At 38.0% G+C, this 19,222-nt stretch carries 23 protein-coding genes and 1 pseudogene; 15 read left to right on the top strand and 9 right to left on the bottom strand.

Annotated features, from left to right (window positions below):
• Positions 1–309 (bottom strand): hypothetical protein, encoded by a 309-nt coding sequence (locus ACZ5YP_RS05630; protein WP_464834777.1) that lies wholly within the window; start codon positions 307–309, stop codon positions 1–3.
• A 24-nt stretch (positions 310–333) separates the two neighbouring features.
• Between ACZ5YP_RS05630 and eno the strand changes: the two genes are divergently transcribed.
• Positions 334–1,650 carry a phosphopyruvate hydratase gene (gene eno, locus ACZ5YP_RS05625; protein WP_464834776.1) on the top strand — a complete coding sequence of 439 codons (1,317 nt, stop codon included), beginning with the start codon at positions 334–336 and terminating at the stop codon, positions 1,648–1,650.
• A gap of 47 nt (positions 1,651–1,697) precedes the next feature.
• Here eno and ACZ5YP_RS05620 read toward each other — a convergent pair whose 3' ends face one another.
• Together ACZ5YP_RS05620 and ACZ5YP_RS05615 are read right to left on the bottom strand one after the other, a co-directional pair.
• A complete protein-coding gene (locus tag ACZ5YP_RS05620; protein ID WP_464834775.1) occupies positions 1,698–2,678 on the bottom strand; it encodes a S8 family peptidase in 981 nt (326 codons plus the stop codon).
• A 376-nt stretch (positions 2,679–3,054) separates the two neighbouring features.
• A complete protein-coding gene (locus ACZ5YP_RS05615) occupies positions 3,055–3,306 on the bottom strand; it encodes a hypothetical protein (RefSeq protein ID WP_464834774.1) in 252 nt (83 codons plus the stop codon).
• Between the two features lie 175 nt (positions 3,307–3,481).
• Between ACZ5YP_RS05615 and ACZ5YP_RS05610 the strand changes: the two genes are divergently transcribed.
• Complete coding sequence (locus ACZ5YP_RS05610) at positions 3,482–4,171, top strand: CdvA-like protein (protein WP_464834773.1); 690 nt, start codon at positions 3,482–3,484, stop codon at positions 4,169–4,171.
• Between the two features lie 90 nt (positions 4,172–4,261).
• Here the strand turns inward: ACZ5YP_RS05610 and ACZ5YP_RS05605 are convergent, their stop codons facing one another.
• The 3 genes from ACZ5YP_RS05605 to ACZ5YP_RS05595 are packed head-to-tail and all read right to left on the bottom strand — an operon-like array spanning position 4,262 to position 7,627.
• Positions 4,262–5,584: a TldD/PmbA family protein gene (locus tag ACZ5YP_RS05605; RefSeq protein ID WP_464834772.1), complete on the bottom strand. Its 1,323-nt coding sequence runs from the start codon at positions 5,582–5,584 to the stop codon at positions 4,262–4,264.
• Positions 5,581–7,020 carry a TldD/PmbA family protein gene (locus ACZ5YP_RS05600; RefSeq protein WP_464834771.1) on the bottom strand — a complete coding sequence of 480 codons (1,440 nt, stop codon included), beginning with the start codon at positions 7,018–7,020 and terminating at the stop codon, positions 5,581–5,583. The genes ACZ5YP_RS05605 and ACZ5YP_RS05600 overlap by 4 nt, the downstream gene beginning before the upstream one ends.
• Positions 7,021–7,078: 58 nt before the next feature.
• Complete coding sequence (locus tag ACZ5YP_RS05595) at positions 7,079–7,627, bottom strand: chromate transporter (RefSeq protein WP_464834770.1); 549 nt, start codon at positions 7,625–7,627, stop codon at positions 7,079–7,081.
• Between the two features lie 97 nt (positions 7,628–7,724).
• Between ACZ5YP_RS05595 and ACZ5YP_RS05590 the strand changes: the two genes are divergently transcribed.
• The 3 genes and pseudogenes from ACZ5YP_RS05590 to ACZ5YP_RS05580 all read left to right on the top strand — a co-directional run bounded on the left by ACZ5YP_RS05590 (position 7,725) and on the right by ACZ5YP_RS05580 (position 10,767).
• Positions 7,725–9,113, top strand: coding sequence for an acetate--CoA ligase family protein (locus tag ACZ5YP_RS05590; protein WP_464834769.1), 1,389 nt, complete (start codon positions 7,725–7,727; stop codon positions 9,111–9,113).
• A 2-nt stretch (positions 9,114–9,115) separates the two neighbouring features.
• A pseudogene (locus ACZ5YP_RS05585) lies at positions 9,116–9,818 on the top strand (acetate--CoA ligase family protein).
• A gap of 4 nt (positions 9,819–9,822) precedes the next feature.
• Positions 9,823–10,767, top strand: coding sequence for a coiled-coil protein (locus ACZ5YP_RS05580; RefSeq protein WP_464834768.1), 945 nt, complete (start codon positions 9,823–9,825; stop codon positions 10,765–10,767).
• Here ACZ5YP_RS05580 and uppS read toward each other — a convergent pair.
• Entirely contained in the window at positions 10,764–11,549 is a 786-nt protein-coding gene (gene uppS, locus ACZ5YP_RS05575; RefSeq protein WP_464835966.1) for a polyprenyl diphosphate synthase, read from the bottom strand. The genes ACZ5YP_RS05580 and uppS overlap by 4 nt on opposite strands.
• Before the next feature lie 110 nt (positions 11,550–11,659).
• On the opposite strand from uppS, the gene ACZ5YP_RS05570 reads away from it, so the two are divergent.
• The 8 genes from ACZ5YP_RS05570 (at position 11,660) to ACZ5YP_RS05535 (ending at position 16,168) form a co-directional block, all read left to right on the top strand.
• A complete protein-coding gene (locus ACZ5YP_RS05570; RefSeq protein ID WP_464834767.1) occupies positions 11,660–12,046 on the top strand; it encodes a 30S ribosomal protein S8e in 387 nt (128 codons plus the stop codon).
• A 22-nt stretch (positions 12,047–12,068) separates the two neighbouring features.
• On the top strand, positions 12,069–12,380 hold the full coding sequence (locus tag ACZ5YP_RS05565; RefSeq protein WP_464834766.1) for a signal recognition particle protein Srp19: 312 nt from the start codon (positions 12,069–12,071) through the stop codon (positions 12,378–12,380).
• Between the two features lie 30 nt (positions 12,381–12,410).
• Positions 12,411–12,914 carry a magnesium-dependent phosphatase-1 gene (locus ACZ5YP_RS05560; RefSeq protein ID WP_464834765.1) on the top strand — a complete coding sequence of 168 codons (504 nt, stop codon included), beginning with the start codon at positions 12,411–12,413 and terminating at the stop codon, positions 12,912–12,914.
• A 49-nt stretch (positions 12,915–12,963) separates the two neighbouring features.
• On the top strand, positions 12,964–13,488 hold the full coding sequence (locus ACZ5YP_RS05555; protein WP_464834764.1) for a nicotinamide-nucleotide adenylyltransferase: 525 nt from the start codon (positions 12,964–12,966) through the stop codon (positions 13,486–13,488).
• Entirely contained in the window at positions 13,485–14,246 is a 762-nt protein-coding gene (locus tag ACZ5YP_RS05550) for a competence/damage-inducible protein A (protein WP_464834763.1), read from the top strand. Before ACZ5YP_RS05555 ends, ACZ5YP_RS05550 begins: the two co-directional genes overlap by 4 nt.
• Positions 14,247–14,471: 225 nt before the next feature.
• Positions 14,472–14,744 (top strand): H/ACA ribonucleoprotein complex subunit GAR1/NAF1, encoded by a 273-nt coding sequence (locus tag ACZ5YP_RS05545; protein WP_464834762.1) that lies wholly within the window; start codon positions 14,472–14,474, stop codon positions 14,742–14,744.
• A 5-nt stretch (positions 14,745–14,749) separates the two neighbouring features.
• Positions 14,750–15,619 (top strand): transcription initiation factor IIB, encoded by an 870-nt coding sequence (locus ACZ5YP_RS05540; protein WP_464834761.1) that lies wholly within the window; start codon positions 14,750–14,752, stop codon positions 15,617–15,619.
• Positions 15,620–15,733: 114 nt separating this feature from the next.
• Complete coding sequence (locus ACZ5YP_RS05535) at positions 15,734–16,168, top strand: MarR family transcriptional regulator (RefSeq protein WP_464834760.1); 435 nt, start codon at positions 15,734–15,736, stop codon at positions 16,166–16,168.
• Between the two features lie 55 nt (positions 16,169–16,223).
• On the opposite strand, the gene ACZ5YP_RS05530 is transcribed toward ACZ5YP_RS05535, so the two are convergent.
• A complete protein-coding gene (locus ACZ5YP_RS05530) occupies positions 16,224–17,540 on the bottom strand; it encodes a TIGR04013 family B12-binding domain/radical SAM domain-containing protein (protein WP_464834759.1) in 1,317 nt (438 codons plus the stop codon).
• Positions 17,541–17,607: 67 nt separating this feature from the next.
• Here ACZ5YP_RS05530 and ACZ5YP_RS05525 point away from each other — a divergent pair, with 67 nt between their 5' ends.
• Positions 17,608–17,904 carry an ArsR family transcriptional regulator gene (locus ACZ5YP_RS05525; RefSeq protein WP_464834758.1) on the top strand — a complete coding sequence of 99 codons (297 nt, stop codon included), beginning with the start codon at positions 17,608–17,610 and terminating at the stop codon, positions 17,902–17,904.
• On the opposite strand, the gene ACZ5YP_RS05520 is transcribed toward ACZ5YP_RS05525, so the two are convergent.
• Positions 17,901–18,569 (bottom strand): HAD family hydrolase, encoded by a 669-nt coding sequence (locus ACZ5YP_RS05520; protein ID WP_464834757.1) that lies wholly within the window; start codon positions 18,567–18,569, stop codon positions 17,901–17,903. The two genes, ACZ5YP_RS05525 and ACZ5YP_RS05520, sit on opposite strands and share 4 nt — an antisense overlap.
• 149 nt (positions 18,570–18,718) lie before the next feature.
• Here ACZ5YP_RS05520 and ACZ5YP_RS05515 point away from each other — a divergent pair, with 149 nt between their 5' ends.
• On the top strand, positions 18,719–19,210 hold the full coding sequence (locus ACZ5YP_RS05515; RefSeq protein ID WP_464834756.1) for a hypothetical protein: 492 nt from the start codon (positions 18,719–18,721) through the stop codon (positions 19,208–19,210).
• Positions 19,211–19,222: the final 12 nt, after the last annotated feature.

Genomic DNA, 19,222 nt, shown 5'->3' with positions numbered 1-19,222 from the left:
TTACTTCACCAGGGTATAGTATACTAGGCTTAATACTATTGGTATAGGTGTAGTAACGACAATATAAATATTTCTACGTAGTTTCTCCACAAAGACTATTATTGAGTATAACAGTACACTGGTAGCAATACATAGAAATACTATTCCATCCAGATAGGAGTAGTAAATCAATGGAAGAACATATAGCGCCAAGGGAAAAGCCAGGTATAACACCGTGTTTTTAACTCTACTATAATTTAAAACCGTGTATACCATCCACGCTATATATGATAACACTATATTAGCCAATAGCAATATATCTCCATCCATGGAAAACACCAGGGCGTGGTATATATGTCACTATTTGAAATATATTGGGACTCACTAATAATAAGAGACGTCAAAGCAAGAATGATTCTCGACAGCAGAGGAAATCCAACTGTTCAAGTTAGAGTTGTAACAGAGGGACTAGGTGTAGGAGTAGCAAACGCCCCCAGTGGAGCCTCGACGGGAATACATGAAGCAGTTGAAATACGTGACGGTGGAAGAGAATACATGGGTAAAGGCGTAAAGAAAGCAGTGGAAAACGTAAATAAAATTATAGCTCCCGCCATTATTGGAATGAACGCAATGAAACAACGTGAAATAGACTATAAAATGATCGAGATAGATGGAACAGAAAACAAGAGCAGACTTGGTGGAAACGCCATAGTTGCTACTAGTCTAGCTGTTGCAAAAGCCGTTGCAAACACGATTGGACTACCACTATACATATATCTCGGTGGTAAAACAGCAGAATACCTACCAGTCCCCTTATTAAACATTATAAATGGAGGAGTACACGCAGGCAACAAACTAGACTTTCAAGAATTCATGATTGTTCCAGCTGGATTCAACGACTTTACAGAAGCTATCAGGGCAGCCGTTGAAACCTACCATGCATTGAAGACACTACTCAAAGAGAAATATGGTCCTCTAGCAATCAATGTAGGAGATGAAGGAGGATATGCACCACCACTAGAAAAGAGTAGAGATGCACTAGACCTACTAGTTAAAGCAATTGAAAAAGCTGGTTATGAACCAGGTAGACATATAGCTCTAGCACTAGATGCAGCTAGTTCAAGACTCTACAGAGAAGACTTGAAACTATACATCCTCGAAGGAGAAGGCAAGCATTTAACTAGAGAAGAAATGATCTCGTTCTACGAAGAACTAGTTAGAGACTATCCAATAGTGAGCATTGAAGACCCATTACACGAAGAAGACTTTGAAGGCTATACAATGATTACTAAAGCACTAGGCTCAAAAATACTAATAGTAGGTGATGACCTATATACAACCAATCCAAAGAGACTAAGTAAAGGTATTGAACTAGGAGCAACAACAGCAATACTCGTCAAAGTAAACCAGATTGGAACACTAACAGAAACCATTGATGTCGTTAAAATGGCCCATGAAAACAACATGAAAACAATAATAAGTCATAGAAGCGGAGAGACGGAAGACACTAGTATAGCAGACATAGCAGTGGGATTAAACGCAAAACTAATAAAAACAGGTGCACCAGCGAGAAGCGAGAGAACAGCGAAATACAATAGACTACTAGAAATATATGAAGAACTAGAAAAACCAAGATACCCAGGCTTCCAGGTCTTTCCAAGGAAGCCATAAAACAAGAAAAAAAATACTTTATTTTTATCTTTTAAACTGGTTTAATCCTAGACTCTAAGACCGTTATATACTGCGTAGTATGCATCTACTAATCCATATCCATATAGGTAGTCGTAGCCAGAGGCGCCGAGGTCTATTGCTGTAGCTGTAATTAAGTATTCAACTGTACTTGGTGATAGCTTTGGCTTACCAGCAACTAGTCTTAGAGCTTGCATTAGAGCTACCACTCCTGATACATGTGGACAGGCCATGGAGGTTCCACTCATTGATCCATATTTACCGCCTGGTAGAGTCGAGTAGATGTTTACACCTGGAGCTACAACGTCTGGTTGCCTGTTGCTCCAGCTTGGAACATTATAGTTGATGTCTACTGCTCCAACAGCAATTACTTCCGGATAACAAGCTGGACAGCTTGGAGAAGACGCTCCCTCGTTTCCAGTTGCTGCTACTAATACTACTCCATAGCTATATGCATATTTAACTGCATCATATAGTGTCGAAGAGCCTGAGCCGCCAAGAGACATTGAGATTACATCTGCATCATCAGCTGTTCCGGGCACGCCGTCTGGGCCCTTGGTTGCTTCAATGATACCCTTTGCAATGTCGCTAATGTATCCGCTACCACTGTCGCTTAGGACTTTAACGGCGTAGAGTTGTGCTTTGGGTGCTACGCCGGCTACGCCGTAGCCGTTTAGTCTAGCTGCTATTATTCCAGCGACGTGTGTTCCGTGTCCATTACGGTCTCTACACTTGGATAGGTCTGTTCCCTTGTAGAATGACCTGCCATTGTTGAGAGACATTATACAGTATTTAACAGCACCTTGTAAATCAGAGTGCGAGTAGTCAATACCAGTATCTAGTACTGCTACTTGTATAGTAGAATAGTATCCATAAGCTGCATCTCCATATATACTACTATATGTGGACCAAACTTCATCTGCATATATCATGTAGATGTTCCATTGGACTTCGCCGTGGTGTTTAACTTCTCTATCTTCTTCTATAAATCTAACAAATGGCTTCTTCATTAAATATGAAATGATAGATCTAGGTGCTTCTACAACAACTACGTTTATTTCGGGTATTTCACTTACTACTTTACATACTTTGCACTGTGAGAGTAGTTGATTTACATCTCCATTGAGGCCAATAGCTATTCTTACTACTCCACTATTTAACTGGTCTTCTGAAATTACTGGTGGTGTAGTTGAGATTAGAATTACTCCTATAAAGCAATGCTAGTAAAACTAGTTTTCTACCCAGTATTGTGGTGGACACTATTAACCCACCTCATACTCGTAGTATAGCATGCAAAAGAATGGACTTATAAACTTACAAAAGGAGTAGTAACTGGGTTTTAATGAATGGTTAATGTTGTAGAGTAGTTTATTCTCTATAAAAACACTATATAAACAATCCAGTTATCATTAAAATCAATGCTAGTGCTAACATGAATTTAATGAATTGCTTTACAGTCATATTGGGTATTTCTCTTATAGCAACAATTAATATTCTTATAAATAATACTGTAGCCATTACTACTAGTATTATAAACCCGGCTAGAAATAACCAGTATCCAATTCCCTGCATACTGGCTAAACTCTCACCTATTCTTGCTATAAACTCGCTGATTTTACTTATTGTTGGTGTATTCATTGTAGCCCCTATTTTCAATTCCTAAATAATTTGTTTTAAAGAGGGGGTCTAGTAGAATCAATAATATTGGTGATGAAGGTTAAAAGCGTGTAGCCCTTTCTCGGGGCGATGACAGGTGCCAGGCTTCTGACGGTTTTTAAGTAAAACCGAGTTGATTAAACAAGTGGTGTAAGATATGTGCACTACAATTGAAACTATTGGAGAGTGTCTAGGGAAACCAGTAGTAGACCCTTATGGTAGGAGACTAGGATACATAGTAAGCTACTATAGTGATGCCGATGGTAGAATAAAAGGATTGGAAATAAACATAAATGATGTTGAATATAGAGAAGTATCAATTGAGAGAATACAGGTTGGTCAAAGCGGCATTATACTAATACCCGAATACGAGTACGACGCGATCGTAGTAGAAAACCGTTTAAAAAACGTAAAGAGTAGACTCGCATCTCTCGAAGAACTATACTCAAAGAAGGAAATAGCAACACACGTATATGAAGCACAAAAGAAGAAACTCGAAGAAGAACTAGCAGTTATAAAAGCAAGAGCAAAAGAAGTAAAAGACGCATTGAGAAATAGATTACACGAAGTAGAAGAACAAATAGCTGAAATAGAAAAAGCTATGGGTGCACTAAAAACCGGATATCTCGCTGGTGAAATACAAGACAAACCATATCTAACAGCACTAGATATAATGAAGAAGACCATGGAAATGTTCCTAAAAGAAAAAGACAATATAAAGAAACACCTCGATAAAATAGAGTCTCTTGAAGCACTCCCAGTCTCACCAGTAATAGGGCTTCAACAAACCAAAGAGCAGTCGAAAGGACAATCAAGTCAGCCAATGAACGTTGTTGTTATAGAGTAGACTGTAATACCCACTACCATCTTACTAAAACACTGGTTTTTCCGAGTAATAATAGAGAATAATGTATAGGAGATGAGTTAAGAGAAAAAATTATGCTTCAGGTTTAGTTATAGGTATGTTTTCAATCGCGAGGAATGGTGCTCTAGTTGGTATTCTAACCTCCCACCAGGCTATATCATATCTATTCTTTGTAGCTCCAGTAATACTTGATAGTAGTCTTGGATAACTCGTAGCTATTCTAACTCTACCCACATGGCCCTCTATTTCACCATTTCTCACCAAGAGTGCAACGTCTCTAGAGACTGTTGAGAAATATCCCTCATAGTAGTTTTGTAGTCTTGTATACCAGTTATTAGTTATTATCAAGCCATTCTTTACAATAGATGGGAGTTCTTCTTCTTTTAATTCACCACTAGAAATCTCTAGATTCCACGCTCTTGGATATATCCAGCCAGCGTTTCCAGTGGATTTTAATTGTAGTTTTGATGCTGTTGCAGTGTTGTGTAATACGTTTTTAATTAAACCATTTTCTATTATTGGCTTGTCAAAGGTTTCAACGCCTTCATCATCGAAGCTTCTAACACCTGGTAGAGTTACGTCTCTGGGTTTATCATATAGACTTATTACGTCACTACCTATTTTCTCTCCTGGGGCGTATTTTGCGAATACTGAGAACCCTATGAGTACCCATAGAGCAGAAGCCATATAGGCAAGGTAGTTGAAGAGGTTGCCGGCTACGAGTGGTGATATTACTACGTTGTACTCGCCTGGTGATATATCGGCTTTCTTGTTTGTTATAGTTGCGTAGTAGCCGGCTTTTCTCCCTACTTCTCTTATTGCGTTGTGGTCTAGTTTTGTTGAGCCGTGTGCCCAGTGTCCGCTGAACTCGCCTTTGAAAGCACGTATATATGCTTCAACACCTGTTTTCTCCTCGCTACACTCGAATCCACGGGTGTCTACGAGTATGGTTCTTGTTTTTGAAAGTGTGAGTGTACCTGCTACTCTATCAACTCCCTGCGAGATGGAAGCGTCTACCATTTCTTCTACTAACCTGCTCGGGTCGTTCATCGAGGATTCTACGTTTGGATCGTATGTATTTGTTAGTGGACTACACTTACCCGGCTCTGGTAGTGGAGCATACAACTCGGATTCTTCGATTCTACTAGCTAGCTTCAAGACCTCCTCGGCGTTTTTCACTATGTAGAGTGGGTCTTTGGAGTCATAGTCTAGAATCCAGAGCCGCCTGGATTTAGCTAGTCTCAACTGTATGCTTGTTTGCAGCCATGACTGGGTTACAGAGGGCTCTGAATTCCATAGTTTAACCATTACATTGTTTTTCTCTTCTATTAATACTGATACCTCGTCGAATTTGTTTTGAAGTGTTTTTAATAAGATATACGCGAGTTCACTCATTTCAATACACCTACTCTCATTTTTCCAAGTCTAACATTTGGACCGCCAAACCAGACTGGAACACCCTGTGACGGCTCGCCTTTACCACATGTGCCAGGATAAAACTCTAAGTTTCTATCTTTAGCTACTATATTACTATAGAACCAGCCCGTTGTAAACTCTAATACGGGGTTTAATACTGGTTCTGCTAGCTCGCCGTTTCTAATCATATATGATTCAAGACCCACGTATCTCTGGTTCCAACGGGCGTCGTCAATGTTCCACTCCATATAGGATTTTACAAATAATCCTAGTTCTATGTCTTCTATTAGTTCTTCGAATTTATAGTCTCCGGGGGTTAGATATGTATTGCTCATTCTTATAATTGGCTCGGAAGCATAGTCCATAGCTCTAGCTGCTCCATTACTGCTTGTATTGAATATTCTAGCTGTGTGTCTATTGTGGAGGGGTTCGTATAACAATCCCTCTTTGTATAGATATCTTGGTCTAGCTCTTACTGCTTCATCATCGTATAAATAGAATCCATAACTGCCGGGTATTGTTGGGTCTTCTACAACTGTTGCTTGTTCATTTCCAACTCTGAATTTACCAATCATATCGGGTTTTACGTAGGATTCACCAGCTTGAGCTGCTTCTCTACCAAGTATTCTATCTGCCTCCATGGGGTGGCCCGAGGATTCATGTACTATTAATCCCACGACTTCAGAGCCCACTACTACATCTATTTTCTCGCTTGGTGGAGTGGTTCCCTTGATCAATACTTTCTCGAGGTTTAATAGTTCATCTCTTACTTTGACTTCGGGTTTCCATTCATCTATTAACTCTGCTCCTCTAGATGCTCCAAACTCGCTTCTTCTCTGGAGGCTCCTACCCTGGTATAGAAGTGTAGAGTTTACTCCTATGAATAATCTGGGTATGTATGACTCTACGTATCCCCCCTCGGAAGTAATTACTAGTTTTTCCTGTATGTGTATATCTAATGATTTCACCATTGAGACAAGTTTAGCTTCTTTTATTTCTCCAGCTGTGTTTTTATAGATCTCGGAGAGAACGTTTATTGCATCCTCTATTTTTAATTCTTGTAGTGGTTTCTTCTCGACTACACGGTATTTAGCGCGTCCAGGTCTTTCCTCGGAGAATTCAATGGGGTTTTTTCTAAGTCTACTGGTTGCTTTTGCTCTAATGTATGCGTTTTCAACTGTTTTATATAGGTCTTCTAAGTCTAGACTATTTGTTGCTGCAAATCCAAGCGATCCATTCACGAGAACTCTTATACCAACACCCTTTGTTTTAAATACTCCAGTACCCATTAACTTATTGTTTCGTAGAGTAACACTGTATCCATAGTCGTTTTGAAATCTTACTTCAACGTATTTTGCTCCCAGAGCTAGCCCGCGCTCTATTATTCTATAAAGAACATCCTCACTTACTTCCAATTAATACACCTGCAAAATAAACTATATCCAGCCTAGAAAATATAAATCTTCAAGAACACTAAATGTTAAAAAGTATTTTTAAGACCAGACTAGTAGCTGCTGAAAGAATTATTACGAGTACAGGATTGACTTTTAAACCAAATAGTATTGCAAACGCAACTATAAATACAATGAATACAATGTAGTCAAAACCCCCTGTTTTCAACATCATACTACTCGCTAATCGTAGAAACGCGTAGAGGATAATAGCTAATACTGCTGCATTAACTCCTCTAAAAAACGCCTTGGCAATATAGTGATCCATAAATGGTCTAAGCACGGTAACTATTCCAAGAATGATTATATATGATGGTAATACAACACCAAACGTTGCTATTAGAGAGCCCGGAAGCCCCTTTAACTCGTATCCAACCCATGTAGCTGCATTTATTGCTATAGGACCCGGTGTACTCTCAGCTATACCAATTATACTTAGAAACTCTTCCTCGCTAATCCACTTTTTCTCTTCAACTAGAATTCTATAGTATATACCAATACCTCCATAACCACCTCCAAACATTATAAAACCTATTTTTAAAAACACTAGAAACAATTCGAGATAAGACACCAATTTACACCACCATGTCTACTTCACATCAAATTTTATTTTAATAAATTTTATTTTAATACTTGAATTCTACATAATATGGTAGAGAGGTGTATATATGAACGCGCTTTCAAAGTTTTTCCAACCGGAAAGTGTAGCTGTAATAGGTGCAACACCAAAAGAAGGAAAAGTTGGTAGAGCAATACTAGAAAATTTTATTTCAAGGTTTAAGGGGAGAATATACCCTGTAAACCCCAACTACGATGAAATACTTGGATTAAAGTGCTACAAGAGCGTTAAAGAAATACCTGAAACACCAGACCTCGCCGTAATAGTTGTACCAGCACCACAAGTACCCCAAGTACTAAGAGAGCTAGGAGAAAAAGGAACAAAAGCAGCAGTAATAATTAGCGGTGGATTCAGAGAAACAGGAACAAAAGAAGGAGCTGCACTAGAAGAAGAAGTAGTAAAAATCTCGAGGGAATACGGTATAAGGATCATTGGACCAAACTGTATTGGAATATTTGACAATTGGAGTGGAGTAGATACATTCTTTACAACAAAGATGAGAAAACCACCACGTGGATATGTAGCCTTTATAAGTCAGAGCGGAGCGTTTGCAACAGCACTCATGGACTGGATGGCCTATCATGGAATAGGTGTTTCAAGAGCAATAAGTTATGGCAACAAAGTAGACGTAGACGACATAGACCTACTTGAATACCTAGGTGAAGACGATAAAACAAAAGTTATTTTAATGTACATTGAGGGAATAAAAGAATCGCGCGGTAGACTATTCATAGAGACTGCCCGAAAAGTATCTCTCAAGAAACCAATAGTTGTATATAAAGCTGGAAAGACGAGTAGAGGTGGTAAAGCAGAAGCTAGCCATACTGCCGCTATGGCTGGAGACTACTCGGTGTATAAAGCAGCATTTAAACAAGCAGGTGTAATAGAAGTTGAAAGTTTTGATGAAATGATGGATGTTGTCAGGATCTTCTTAGACCAGCCATTAATGCGTGGTAATAGAGTATATATAGTAACAGATGCTGGCGGAGTTGGTGTAATGCTAACAGACGCGTTAACTAGTGCTGGATTTGAAATACCAGTAACACCACCAGATCTAAAAGAGAAGTTGAGAAGTATATTACCACCACACAATATAGTTGAAAACCCAATCGACTTAACTGGAGATGCAGACGACGAACGCTATATAAGAGTATTAGAGCTACTAGCTAATAGAGAAGACGTTGATGCAATAGTAGTTGTTGCATTACCACAAATACCTGGATTAAAAGGTACATTTGTAGACTACATAGCTAAAATCAAAGAAGAAACAAAGAAACCAGTTGTAGCATTAACTATTGGAAGCGAAATTTCAATTGAAACGGCAAAGAGACTACAAGAAAAAGGAGTTACAGTATTCGAATCACCTGAAAGACTAGCAAAGGCCTTAAAAGCTCTTAGAACTTATAGTCTACACGTAGCTAGGTTTAAGGGTCTCTAACCATGACACCCAGAGAAATAATTAGAAAAGCCCTTGAAGAAGGTAGAACAAAGCTACTAGAACACGAAGCTTTTGAAGTAGCTAAGTACTACGGTATACCAACTCCAAACGCCGTACTAGTTAAAACACCAGAAGAAGCATATAAATACGCTGATGAAATAGGCTATCCACTCAGCCGCTAAAATAGTATCACCAGATATAACACACAAGAGCGATGTAGGAGGAGTAAAACTATTCATTAAAAACAAAGAGGAAGCATACAAAGCAGTAGAAGACATATTAACTACAGTCCCCCAGAAAGCACCTGGAGCTAGAATAACAGGCGTTATTATATACAAAATGGCACCACCAGGCGTAGAAGTCATAGTGGGTGGATTAAGAGACGGTGTCTTCGGGCCAATAGTAATGTTTGGTCTTGGTGGAATATTCGTAGAGGTAATGAAAGACGTTTCATTTAGAATATACCCAATAAGCACAGAAGACGCATTAGAAATGATTGATGAAATAAAATCAGCTAAAATACTCAATGGATATAGAGGCCAACCACCCGTAGACAAACAAGCACTAGCAGACATAATAGTAAAAACAGCAAAACTCCTCGCTGAAAACGAAGAAATAGAATCCATAGATTTAAACCCCGTACTCGCCTACCCACAAGGAGCAATGGCCGTAGACGTTAGAATTATATTAAAACAAAAAGGGTAATTGAATGAACAATAATTTAAACAATCTAAGCATTGAAGAACTAAATAAAAGAGCCGAAGAACTCGCCAGAGAAATATATGAAACACGAGAAGCCATTAAAAACCTGAAGGAAAAGAGGATAGAATTATTCAATCAAATATCTAAACTACGCCAGGAAAGAGCTAAACTCCTAGAAGAAATAAGAGGTATTAAAACCAAATTAAAAACAGCTAGAGAAGAACGTAGAAAACTAATTGAGGAGTATAGAAAACTCGTAGAAGAACGTAGAGAAAACGTACTACAAGTAAGAGCAATTAAAGACTTACTATCAAGTAAAGCCAGTGAAGTTCAAAGCCTTCAAAACCAGACAAAGGAAATAAGAGTACCTATAAGTGTTATCAAGCAGAAAATAGATGAGATAGAGTGGACAATACAAACAAATGTTTTAACACCAGAAAAAGAAAACGAGTTAATTAGAAAACTAAAAGCATACAACGCTCTTCTAAAGAGAGTTACTGCTATACGCGAATCACTAAAAGAGAAAAAAGAAGAAGTATTAGAGCTCAGAGCAACCTATATGTCTCTCCGTGCAAGAATAAAAGAACTAGATGAAAAAATAAAGAAGCTAAGAGAAGTCATAAACGAGAAAACAACTGGTGTAAACAAACTAAAAGACTCGCTTAATCAACTAGTTCAAAAATACAATAGTATAAAGTCGGAGTTAGAATCAAAGAAAAAAGAGTTAGAGGAATGCAACAACGAGTTAACACTGAAAACATCTAAATTAAACGCTCTACGCACACAATACCAAGAAACACTCGCCGCAATTGAAGAAGCAAAGAAGAAACAAGTACTCAATGAGAAGAAGTCAAAAGTTGCTAGAGAAATAGAGCAAAGAGAGAAGAAGAGGTTGACTATTGACGAGTTAAAGATAATGTATGGCGATCTCGAAGACCTCAAAGAAGACTAGCGTCCAAACCTCCTCTCTCTTCTTTGATAACTCCTTATCGCTCTCCAAAAATCAATTTTTCTAAATTCTGGCCAGTATACATCACAAAAGTATAACTCGCTATATGCTGAGTGCCACAAGAGGAAGTTACTAATTCTCTCTTCTCCACTCGTTCTAATAATCAAGTCTAGATCTGGTATTTCACCTGTCGGTAGGTATTTTAAAAATAATTCTTCTGTTATTTCACTCGGGTTTAATTGATTGCTTACAGCGTCTTCTACAATTTTCCTTACTGCTTCAATTATTTCCTGTCTCCCACCGTAACAAAGCGCTATTGTCAATGTGTAATTTGAATACTTGGAAGTAGCTTCTTCTGCTTTTCTAGCTATTTCTCTCAATTCCTCTGGAACCAGGTCTAGGTTTCCCACTATTTTAATTCTAACTTTGTTTTCATGTAGTTCTCGAAGGGAAATTAATTCTTCAAGTCCATTCTTAATAATGTTGAATAGGTTTTGTTTCTCCTCTGGGGATCTGTAGAGACAGTTCTCTGTACTCATAGCAAATAGTGTAACATATGGTATTTTCAACTCCCAAATCCACTTTAAAACTTCTTTAATTTTTGTATATCCATAGTAGTGTCCATTAACTATGTCTAGCCCCTTTTCTCTAGCCCATCTACGATTACCATCCGGTATTACTCCAATGTGTCTTGGAAACGGCCCGTTTTTTATTTGTAGCCAAAGCCACTTCTCGTATATCTTGTATAGTGGTTTAGTAAGTCTTTCTCCCACATTGAGCGTCATTGACTCTGCTTTTCTTTTAAACACTATTCTCCCCACTTGTATCCACAATCCTTCTACGAGGGAATTATTTAAAAGCCCTGTAAATAATGTTTATCAACCGGTGCTACATCATGGCTTACTATCAAGGCAATGATTTAAGAAAACCAACAGGTGGATTGAAAGCTAGACATAGAGATAAGAGAAAGTATGAATTAGGCTCCCCGCCAACAAAGACTACATTGTCAACTAGTGAAGAGAGAAAAATTGAGAGAGTAATGGGTGGAAATAGAAAGATTAGATTAAAGAAAGCACTCTATGTAAACGTTGCATTAAAAGATGGATCAACAAAAAAGGTTAAAGTACTCGATGTAGTTGAAACACCAGAAAACCCACAGTACGCTAAATTCAAAATTATATCTAAGGGCACCGTGGTTAAAACAGAACTAGGCTTAGTGAAAATTACTTCTCGCCCAGGACAAGACGGTGTTTTAAACGGAGTACTCGTTGAAAAAGCCTAATTGACGAGTAGAGTGGTGTTTTTTGAGTAGAGAATATAGAGGGAAGCGCATAGTAATATACCCAGCATACTTTGATGCAAATCTATCTAGGAGAGAAGGGCGTAGAATACCAAAACACCTAGCAATATCCAATCCACGCCTAGAGGACATTGTAGAAATATGTAGAAAACTAGGTTTAAACCCAGAAGTCGAAGCAGACAAGGTATACCCACGCAATATATTCTCAAAGGGGAGAATAATAGTTGATAAACGGGGAAGTAAAATCAAAACACTACTTCTAATCGCATCAGAACTGAAAAAACAGTATAGGCAGAAAGCAACCACAGCTTCCTAGATCCAGGTTTAATCCAACGGTGTATACACATTGTGTGTAATTCTATTCATGGATCTAGATGGAACGCTATGGGACCACTATGACATATCTACTCTAAAACCACCCTTTAAAAAGACGTCTAGATATACCTTCATAGATTCAAATAATGTAGAAGTCCACGTATATGAATTAGCAGTTAAAATACTAGAGTATTCACTAGAGAGGAAAATTATAACATCAACACTTAGTTGGAATAACCCCGAAATAGCACTTGAAGCACTAAAAACAATAGAATTAGACCGGTTATTCCACTACCACGCAATAGAAAACCACCCAGATAAAGCTAAAATGGCACTAAAAATCGCTAACTTAGTAAAGAGGAGCCACGGGTGTAGCGAAGTATATCCTATCTACATAGATGACCGTGAATTACACTTAAACGACATGATCAACGCGCTTCCAAACCTACTCTACATTAAAGCATGGAAAACCTGTACTAACTTCAATGACTGCATTGCACTAATAGAAAACTACTTGAAATCAACTAGTTATTAACACCCTCGTAGAAATAAAGTATTTTTGAGGAATACATGGTGGACTATTAGTGAAGAGAGCATTATTCATAGGGAGGTTCCAACCATTCCACAATGGACACCTCCACGCCATACTAGAGATCCTCAGGGAATACAATGAAGTAGTAATAGTTGTAGCAGCTGCTCAATACAATTATACTTTTGAAAACCCGTTTACAGCTGGTGAGAGAATAGAAATGATTAAACGAGCTCTGGGAGAACTCTACTCTAGAGTCTACATTATACCCATAGACAACATTCCAAATAATAAACTATGGCCTCAACACGTTCTCTCATATATACCACGCGTAGAAACAGTATTTTCAAACAACGAGTTTGTAAGAGAATTATTTAAAATATATGGATTGAAAACACGCGAGACAAGTATAGTCCCTGGCGTCAGTGGTTCTCTAATTAGGAGGAAGATAGTTGAAAACGAAGAGTGGAGAGACCTGGTTCCACATGCTGTTGTAAAATTCATCGAGGAAGTCAATGGCGTTGAAAGAATAAAACTACTCTACCGTCTCTCAATTAGAGCGCCTGGTGAGCGTTTTTGAGTGGGAAATATACTGTTTGTATTGTTGTAATTGGATCTGAAATTACAAAGGGTATAATACAAGACACGAACTCCCACTGGATTGCAAATAGAGTAACAAATATGGGTTTAGAAGTAAAGAGAATAATCGCCGTGCCCGACGAGGCCCCTGAGATCGCTTGGGCTTTGAAAAACTGTCTTGAATCAACCAGTATAGTCTTTACTACTGGTGGTCTTGGATTTACAAGTGATGATATAACATTGAAAGCTATAGCGGAGACACTAGGTTTAAAACTAGTCTTGTCTATTGAAGCCCTTGAAATGATTAAAAACAGGTTGAGTAGAGAGCCATCATACCAGGTAAAAGCAGCTTATCTACCAGAGGGAGCAAAACCACTATATAATAGAGTTGGTATATCTCCAGGTGTCTACCTTGTATACCACTCTAAACACCTATTCGTCCTCCCAGGAGTGCCCAGTGAAATGAAAGCTATATTTGAAGACCACGTAGTACCAGTATTATCAAATCTTGTGAAATCATACTCTAAGAGAATTATTATTAAAACACGTCATGCTAGTGAAGCAGAAGTAGACAATAGAGTAAGAGATATCAGAGAGAAATATCCCTGGGCGTATATTAAAACCCACGCTAAAAACCCCGTTGAAGTTTCAATACTAGTGCTTGCTGAAAGCCCTAGGGAGCTAGAAGAGAGAATACACCTACTAATAGAGAAACTTCGAGAAAACCTTGAAGTATCAAGTATTGAATACGTCGAGTAGAGGTCTTCCACTACTCAATTTATACAGACTACGCCATATATATACCGTATTTGCTATCTCAATGGATATCTATAGGCTTCCTGTTGATTGTATTATATGATCTTTTATGTGTTTGCATTAAAGACAAAATAATTCGTAAAAGAGACTTCATTGAAATCAAAACCCCCTATTTCTTATATACGATAATACGGTAATACCAAAACGACGGATAATGAGGGATTCTTCTTGCGCTTGCTAGGTGTCTCCGAGACTTGGACAAAAGAGGGATATCTTGTAGCAAAGCCATATATATCTGAAGTACTCAGAGTTGTTGGTTCTCTTGTATATGATGACTCAGGACATAGAATCGGGCGCGTTGTAGACGTTATTGGTAAAACAAGCGATCCCAGACTAGTTGTAAAACTAGAACACCCAGATATGGGAGAACTCCTTGTTTCGAGAAAAGAGAGATTGTATTATGTTCCAAGGAGAGAACGTGGTAGAAAGAAAGCTAGGTGAGAACTATGGAGCTGGCCTGTCCTGTCTGTAAGAATACAAATATTCTATTTGATTCTAGTTTACAAGCATATGTATGCTCTACATGTGGACTCGTAGTAGATGATAGACCAATATACCAGGGGCAGGAGACAATAGATAGAGATGAAACAGCAAGATATAGTGGTGCTTTTACATACAGAGTACACGACCACGGAGTTGGAAGCACAGAGATTTCTGGTAGTCTAAGAAAACACATTAAACAAGGAAGAACATGGGTTGCTAGAAACGTAGATGCAAGAGTGAGTAAAGAAGACAAGAAAGTCGTTAAAGCACTCCGCGAATTAAACGAGCTTGTTAGACAAGTAAAACCACCAAAAGTAGTTGCCGAAACAGCAGGAGAAATCCTCAGAGAGGTAGTTAAAAACCTAAATGTCAAAGAACAGACACTAAAGAAAATAGTTATTGGGGCGTTATTCCTCGCATACAAGATTTGCAATACACCGAGACCTGCAAGAGTTTTCGCCAAAGAACTAGGTATAAAAGAAAGCGATCTATGGGAGGGAGTAAGGAAAATTCGAGAAGTTAAAGGAGATATTAAAGTAAACCCTGAAGTCTTCGAGCCAAGGTACTATGTAAACTTTATTACAAGCAAGTTGAAACTATCACCCGAAGTAGGAGCATTATCAAGTGAGATATTGAGCCACGTGAAAGAAGTACAATTAAGTGGAAAGAATCCTGCAAGCCTTGCCGGAGCAGCCGTGTATTTAGCCGGTATTCTCATGGATCAAAGGAGAAACCAGTTAGAAGTAGGCTCTGTAATAGGGCAAACAGATGTAGCTGTAAGAAGCGCGTATGACATGTTGATAAAAACACTCGACATAGAAATCTTGATTTAAACTCGTCTATCAAACAGCTCTACATTATTTTTATACATCACATAATTCTACTCGGTAGAAAAGTAAAATATATTATGGTTTAAAGAAAAGAAAATAATAGCATTGGTGCTGATTATGACGAGTTTGAATAAAACAGATGTTTTCTTGCTTAAATGGCTCAACAAGCAGAAAGATATAGTTTACCAAAACGATATCCCCAAATTAACAGGTATAGATGCTAAAACAGTGAGTAAATCACTATATAAACTCGAAAAACTAGGTCTTATAATAAGAGAGCAGACTGACCATAACAAAAGGAAGACATATATTGTCAAAATAGATTTTGAAAAAGCCGCGAAGCAACTCGAGGAAATAGGTGAAACACTATTTGAACCACGCGATCTGTTCGAGCAAATAGCAGACATACCATGCCTTTCCTGTCAAAACATCAATAAATGCTACGAAGGAGGTTTCTACGACCCTGTCTACTGCCCCCTTATCTTCGACTACTTGTTTGGAGCTAGTATGAGAGAGAAATATCCTATGAGTAAAATAACTGCTAAGAAATAAATCCTTGTTAAACCATATTTATAGTTGGGATGACTACTAGAGAACCCCAGACTGACTACGTGATGACTCCGGGCGCTTTGGACCATTTAGGAGCAATAACTCCTCTTTCATGAAGCTCTATAATCCTCCATGACAATTCTTCTTGTTTAATCCAATCACCATACCCTCTACCCATTCCTATTATTTTCCATATCTCTTTCTTAATCCACTCGGGAATACGTGTTGGCTTCTTCATTCCAAAGGGTGTTCCTGGTAGTGGAATATAGTAGTGTAGGTGGATTCGTGCACCCATATTTACTAGTTTTCTAGCTAGATTGAGTGTTTTCTCCATGTCTTCTACTGTTTCTCCTGGAAAACCAAATATTAAGTCGACGTCTGGTATAAACCCGTTACTCAGGCTTATCTCGACTGCTAAAACAACGTCTTCTACTGTATGCCCTCTATTTATACGTCTAAGTATTTCCTCGCTACCAGACTGAGCCCCCATTATTATTGATTTATTTGCTACGTATTTTCTAAGTAGTTTAATTGACTCTTCTGTTACATGTTCTGGTCTTACCTCGCTTGGAAAACTACCTAGAAAGATTCTCCCACCAGTATTTCTTGTTTTCTTTGATAGTTCTTCTAGCAGTTTCTCGATTGCATCGAGGTTTACACTTCTAGATGAAGTTGTCAATCCATATGCAAGGCTATCGGGAGATATAAAACGTATATCTCTAACTCCTAGTTTAACTACTTGTTCAACTATAAAGGAGATTTTCTCTATGCTTCTATGTCTATATTGTCTACCATGAAGGTATGAGACTTGACAATAGAAGCATCCATGTGGACAGCCTCTTGTAATCTCTATTGGATTAACTATACCCCTCCAATATGGAAACGGGTCGTATTTATCTAGATCTATAGGTTTTCTTACACCAGTATATACTGGTCTATCATTGTCTAAAAAGAACACTCCTTTTACACTCCTTGGATCTTGTTTATTGAGTAGTGCATATAGAAACTCGGCTAGCGATTCCTCCGCTTCACCAATAAAAACATAGTCAAATCCAAAATAGCTTAATGTACCAATAGGGTCTCCAGAGGGGTGTGGACCACCAGTAATAGTTAAACAACCCATTTTCTTTAGTTTTTCAACCACACCTCGTAGTTCTATATAGTAGTTGTCTCGTACTAGTAGAGTTGTCAATAAGCTAAATGCAACTATACACTGGTCTCCACGATTTACAATTAGCCTGGCTGTTTCTAGTAGCTCGTTTAAATCCCTGACTAGATGGTATTTAACACCTTCAATTCTATCAACTACTGCTAGTAGAGAGTTAATACTATACCTTGTTTCAACACTGTATAGAAAAACCATGTTTAGAGTCAACGTAGAAACCCATAAATATTTGTATTTCAATTAATTCTAGGTAGATAGATATAGAAGGGTGCTTAAATTGAAGTCAAATAATGGTTTAAGCCCAGAAGAAATACAAGAACTAGCTCGCCGTGTAAGATTAAAAGTTATTCATGAAGACGGCGATGTAATGTTGTTTACTGCTCCAAACGAAGAAGAACTAGCCAGTATAGTTAAAGAACTACTCAGTTATAAATCAATGAGTTTAAAAGAAATACACATGATTCTCTCAGGGATAGCAAGCGAGGATAAAATCAGAAAGGCATTGAATACACTATTAGAACGCGGAGAGATATATATTGGAAGTAACGGAAAATACATAGCTGTAAACATCTAGCGTAGTAGACCAGCATCACTAATCAATGTTAAAACCTCGTAGAAATCTCTCGCCGTCATTTTTACTCCTTCTTTAATCAAAAAGTGGTTTCTCTCTGGGTGTTTATTTAAACCTATGAATACGCCGTTTATACTTTTACAACTATAGTAGTCTGTAACATAGTCGCCTATACATATCGTTAAACCTGTAACGCCGTGTTTCTTCATTGCATATTCATATAGAGGCGTCTTGTCAAACAAGAACTTTTCTCGCTGGCCTAGATATACTAGGTCGTTTATAGTTAATACGTCGTCTATGTAGTCTAAAAACCCGTGTCTAGCGAGATCCCATGTAATATACCATGCATGTGTTTCCCTTCCAGAAACAACAATTGTCTTTATGTTCAACTTCTTCATAGTCACTAAGAATTCTCTAAGACCTGGTTGCGGTATTGAATGCCTAGAAATATATAGTCTGCGAAATACGCGAAAGAATTCTTCTGGATCTACGCCTCTAGGTATTTTCGACTGTAGATTGTTAGTTACCAGTAATTCTTGAAATTCATCATAAGAGATACACTTTGAACCAAAATGCAGTAATGCTCCACAATAAGCTTCATAGAAGTCAACAGTGTTATCAACCAGTGTTTGGTCATAGTCTAGTAAGACAAGTTCTAGGCGTTTCACACACTACACCTCAGGTTTCGGGAGATTCTTCACTAATCCGACTTCGGCAAATTCATCATCAGCTTCTACACTGTTCTATATTGTTTCATGCATTAAATACATAATCCACTTATATTTCTCCAATCTCTTAATAAATACGGGTTTTGAAAGTGAACAACGTAGAAGTCTATGAATGTCTAAAAAACAATGGATTTCAGTGTAGAGGATTAAACTACGAGGTTTTAAATGAAAACGTCGTTAAGATTACAACTAGTAAACCCATAGGTTTACTAGTAACTCACAGTCCCATCAGCTGTATTATTTGCACAGGTAGTGAATTCCAAGTTCTAGTATGGGGAAGCCAGAAACACACACTTTGGCTTCTCAAACCCGGTGAAAACTACTGTATTGAATTCAAAAACTGCTACATGGATCAATGCAGTGAAAACACAATTGCAATATCTCAACAACCCAGTGCCTGTAGAGAACTCACACTAACACAATGCGAAGAAAAACTACTCAATACACTATTACACTTAAACTACAAGTACCTGTTTATTACAAGCAATATAGAGTACGATATACCAATAGAGATACCCATAATAGTAAAGCATGGAAGTGAAAGAGAATGTATTGAGAAATTAAATAATATAACAACATAATACCAATGGTGG

The organism is Sulfophobococcus zilligii, from assembly GCF_055398255.1.
The sequence above is the reverse complement of the archived record's forward strand: the minus strand, read 5'-3'. Positions and strand labels throughout refer to the sequence as shown.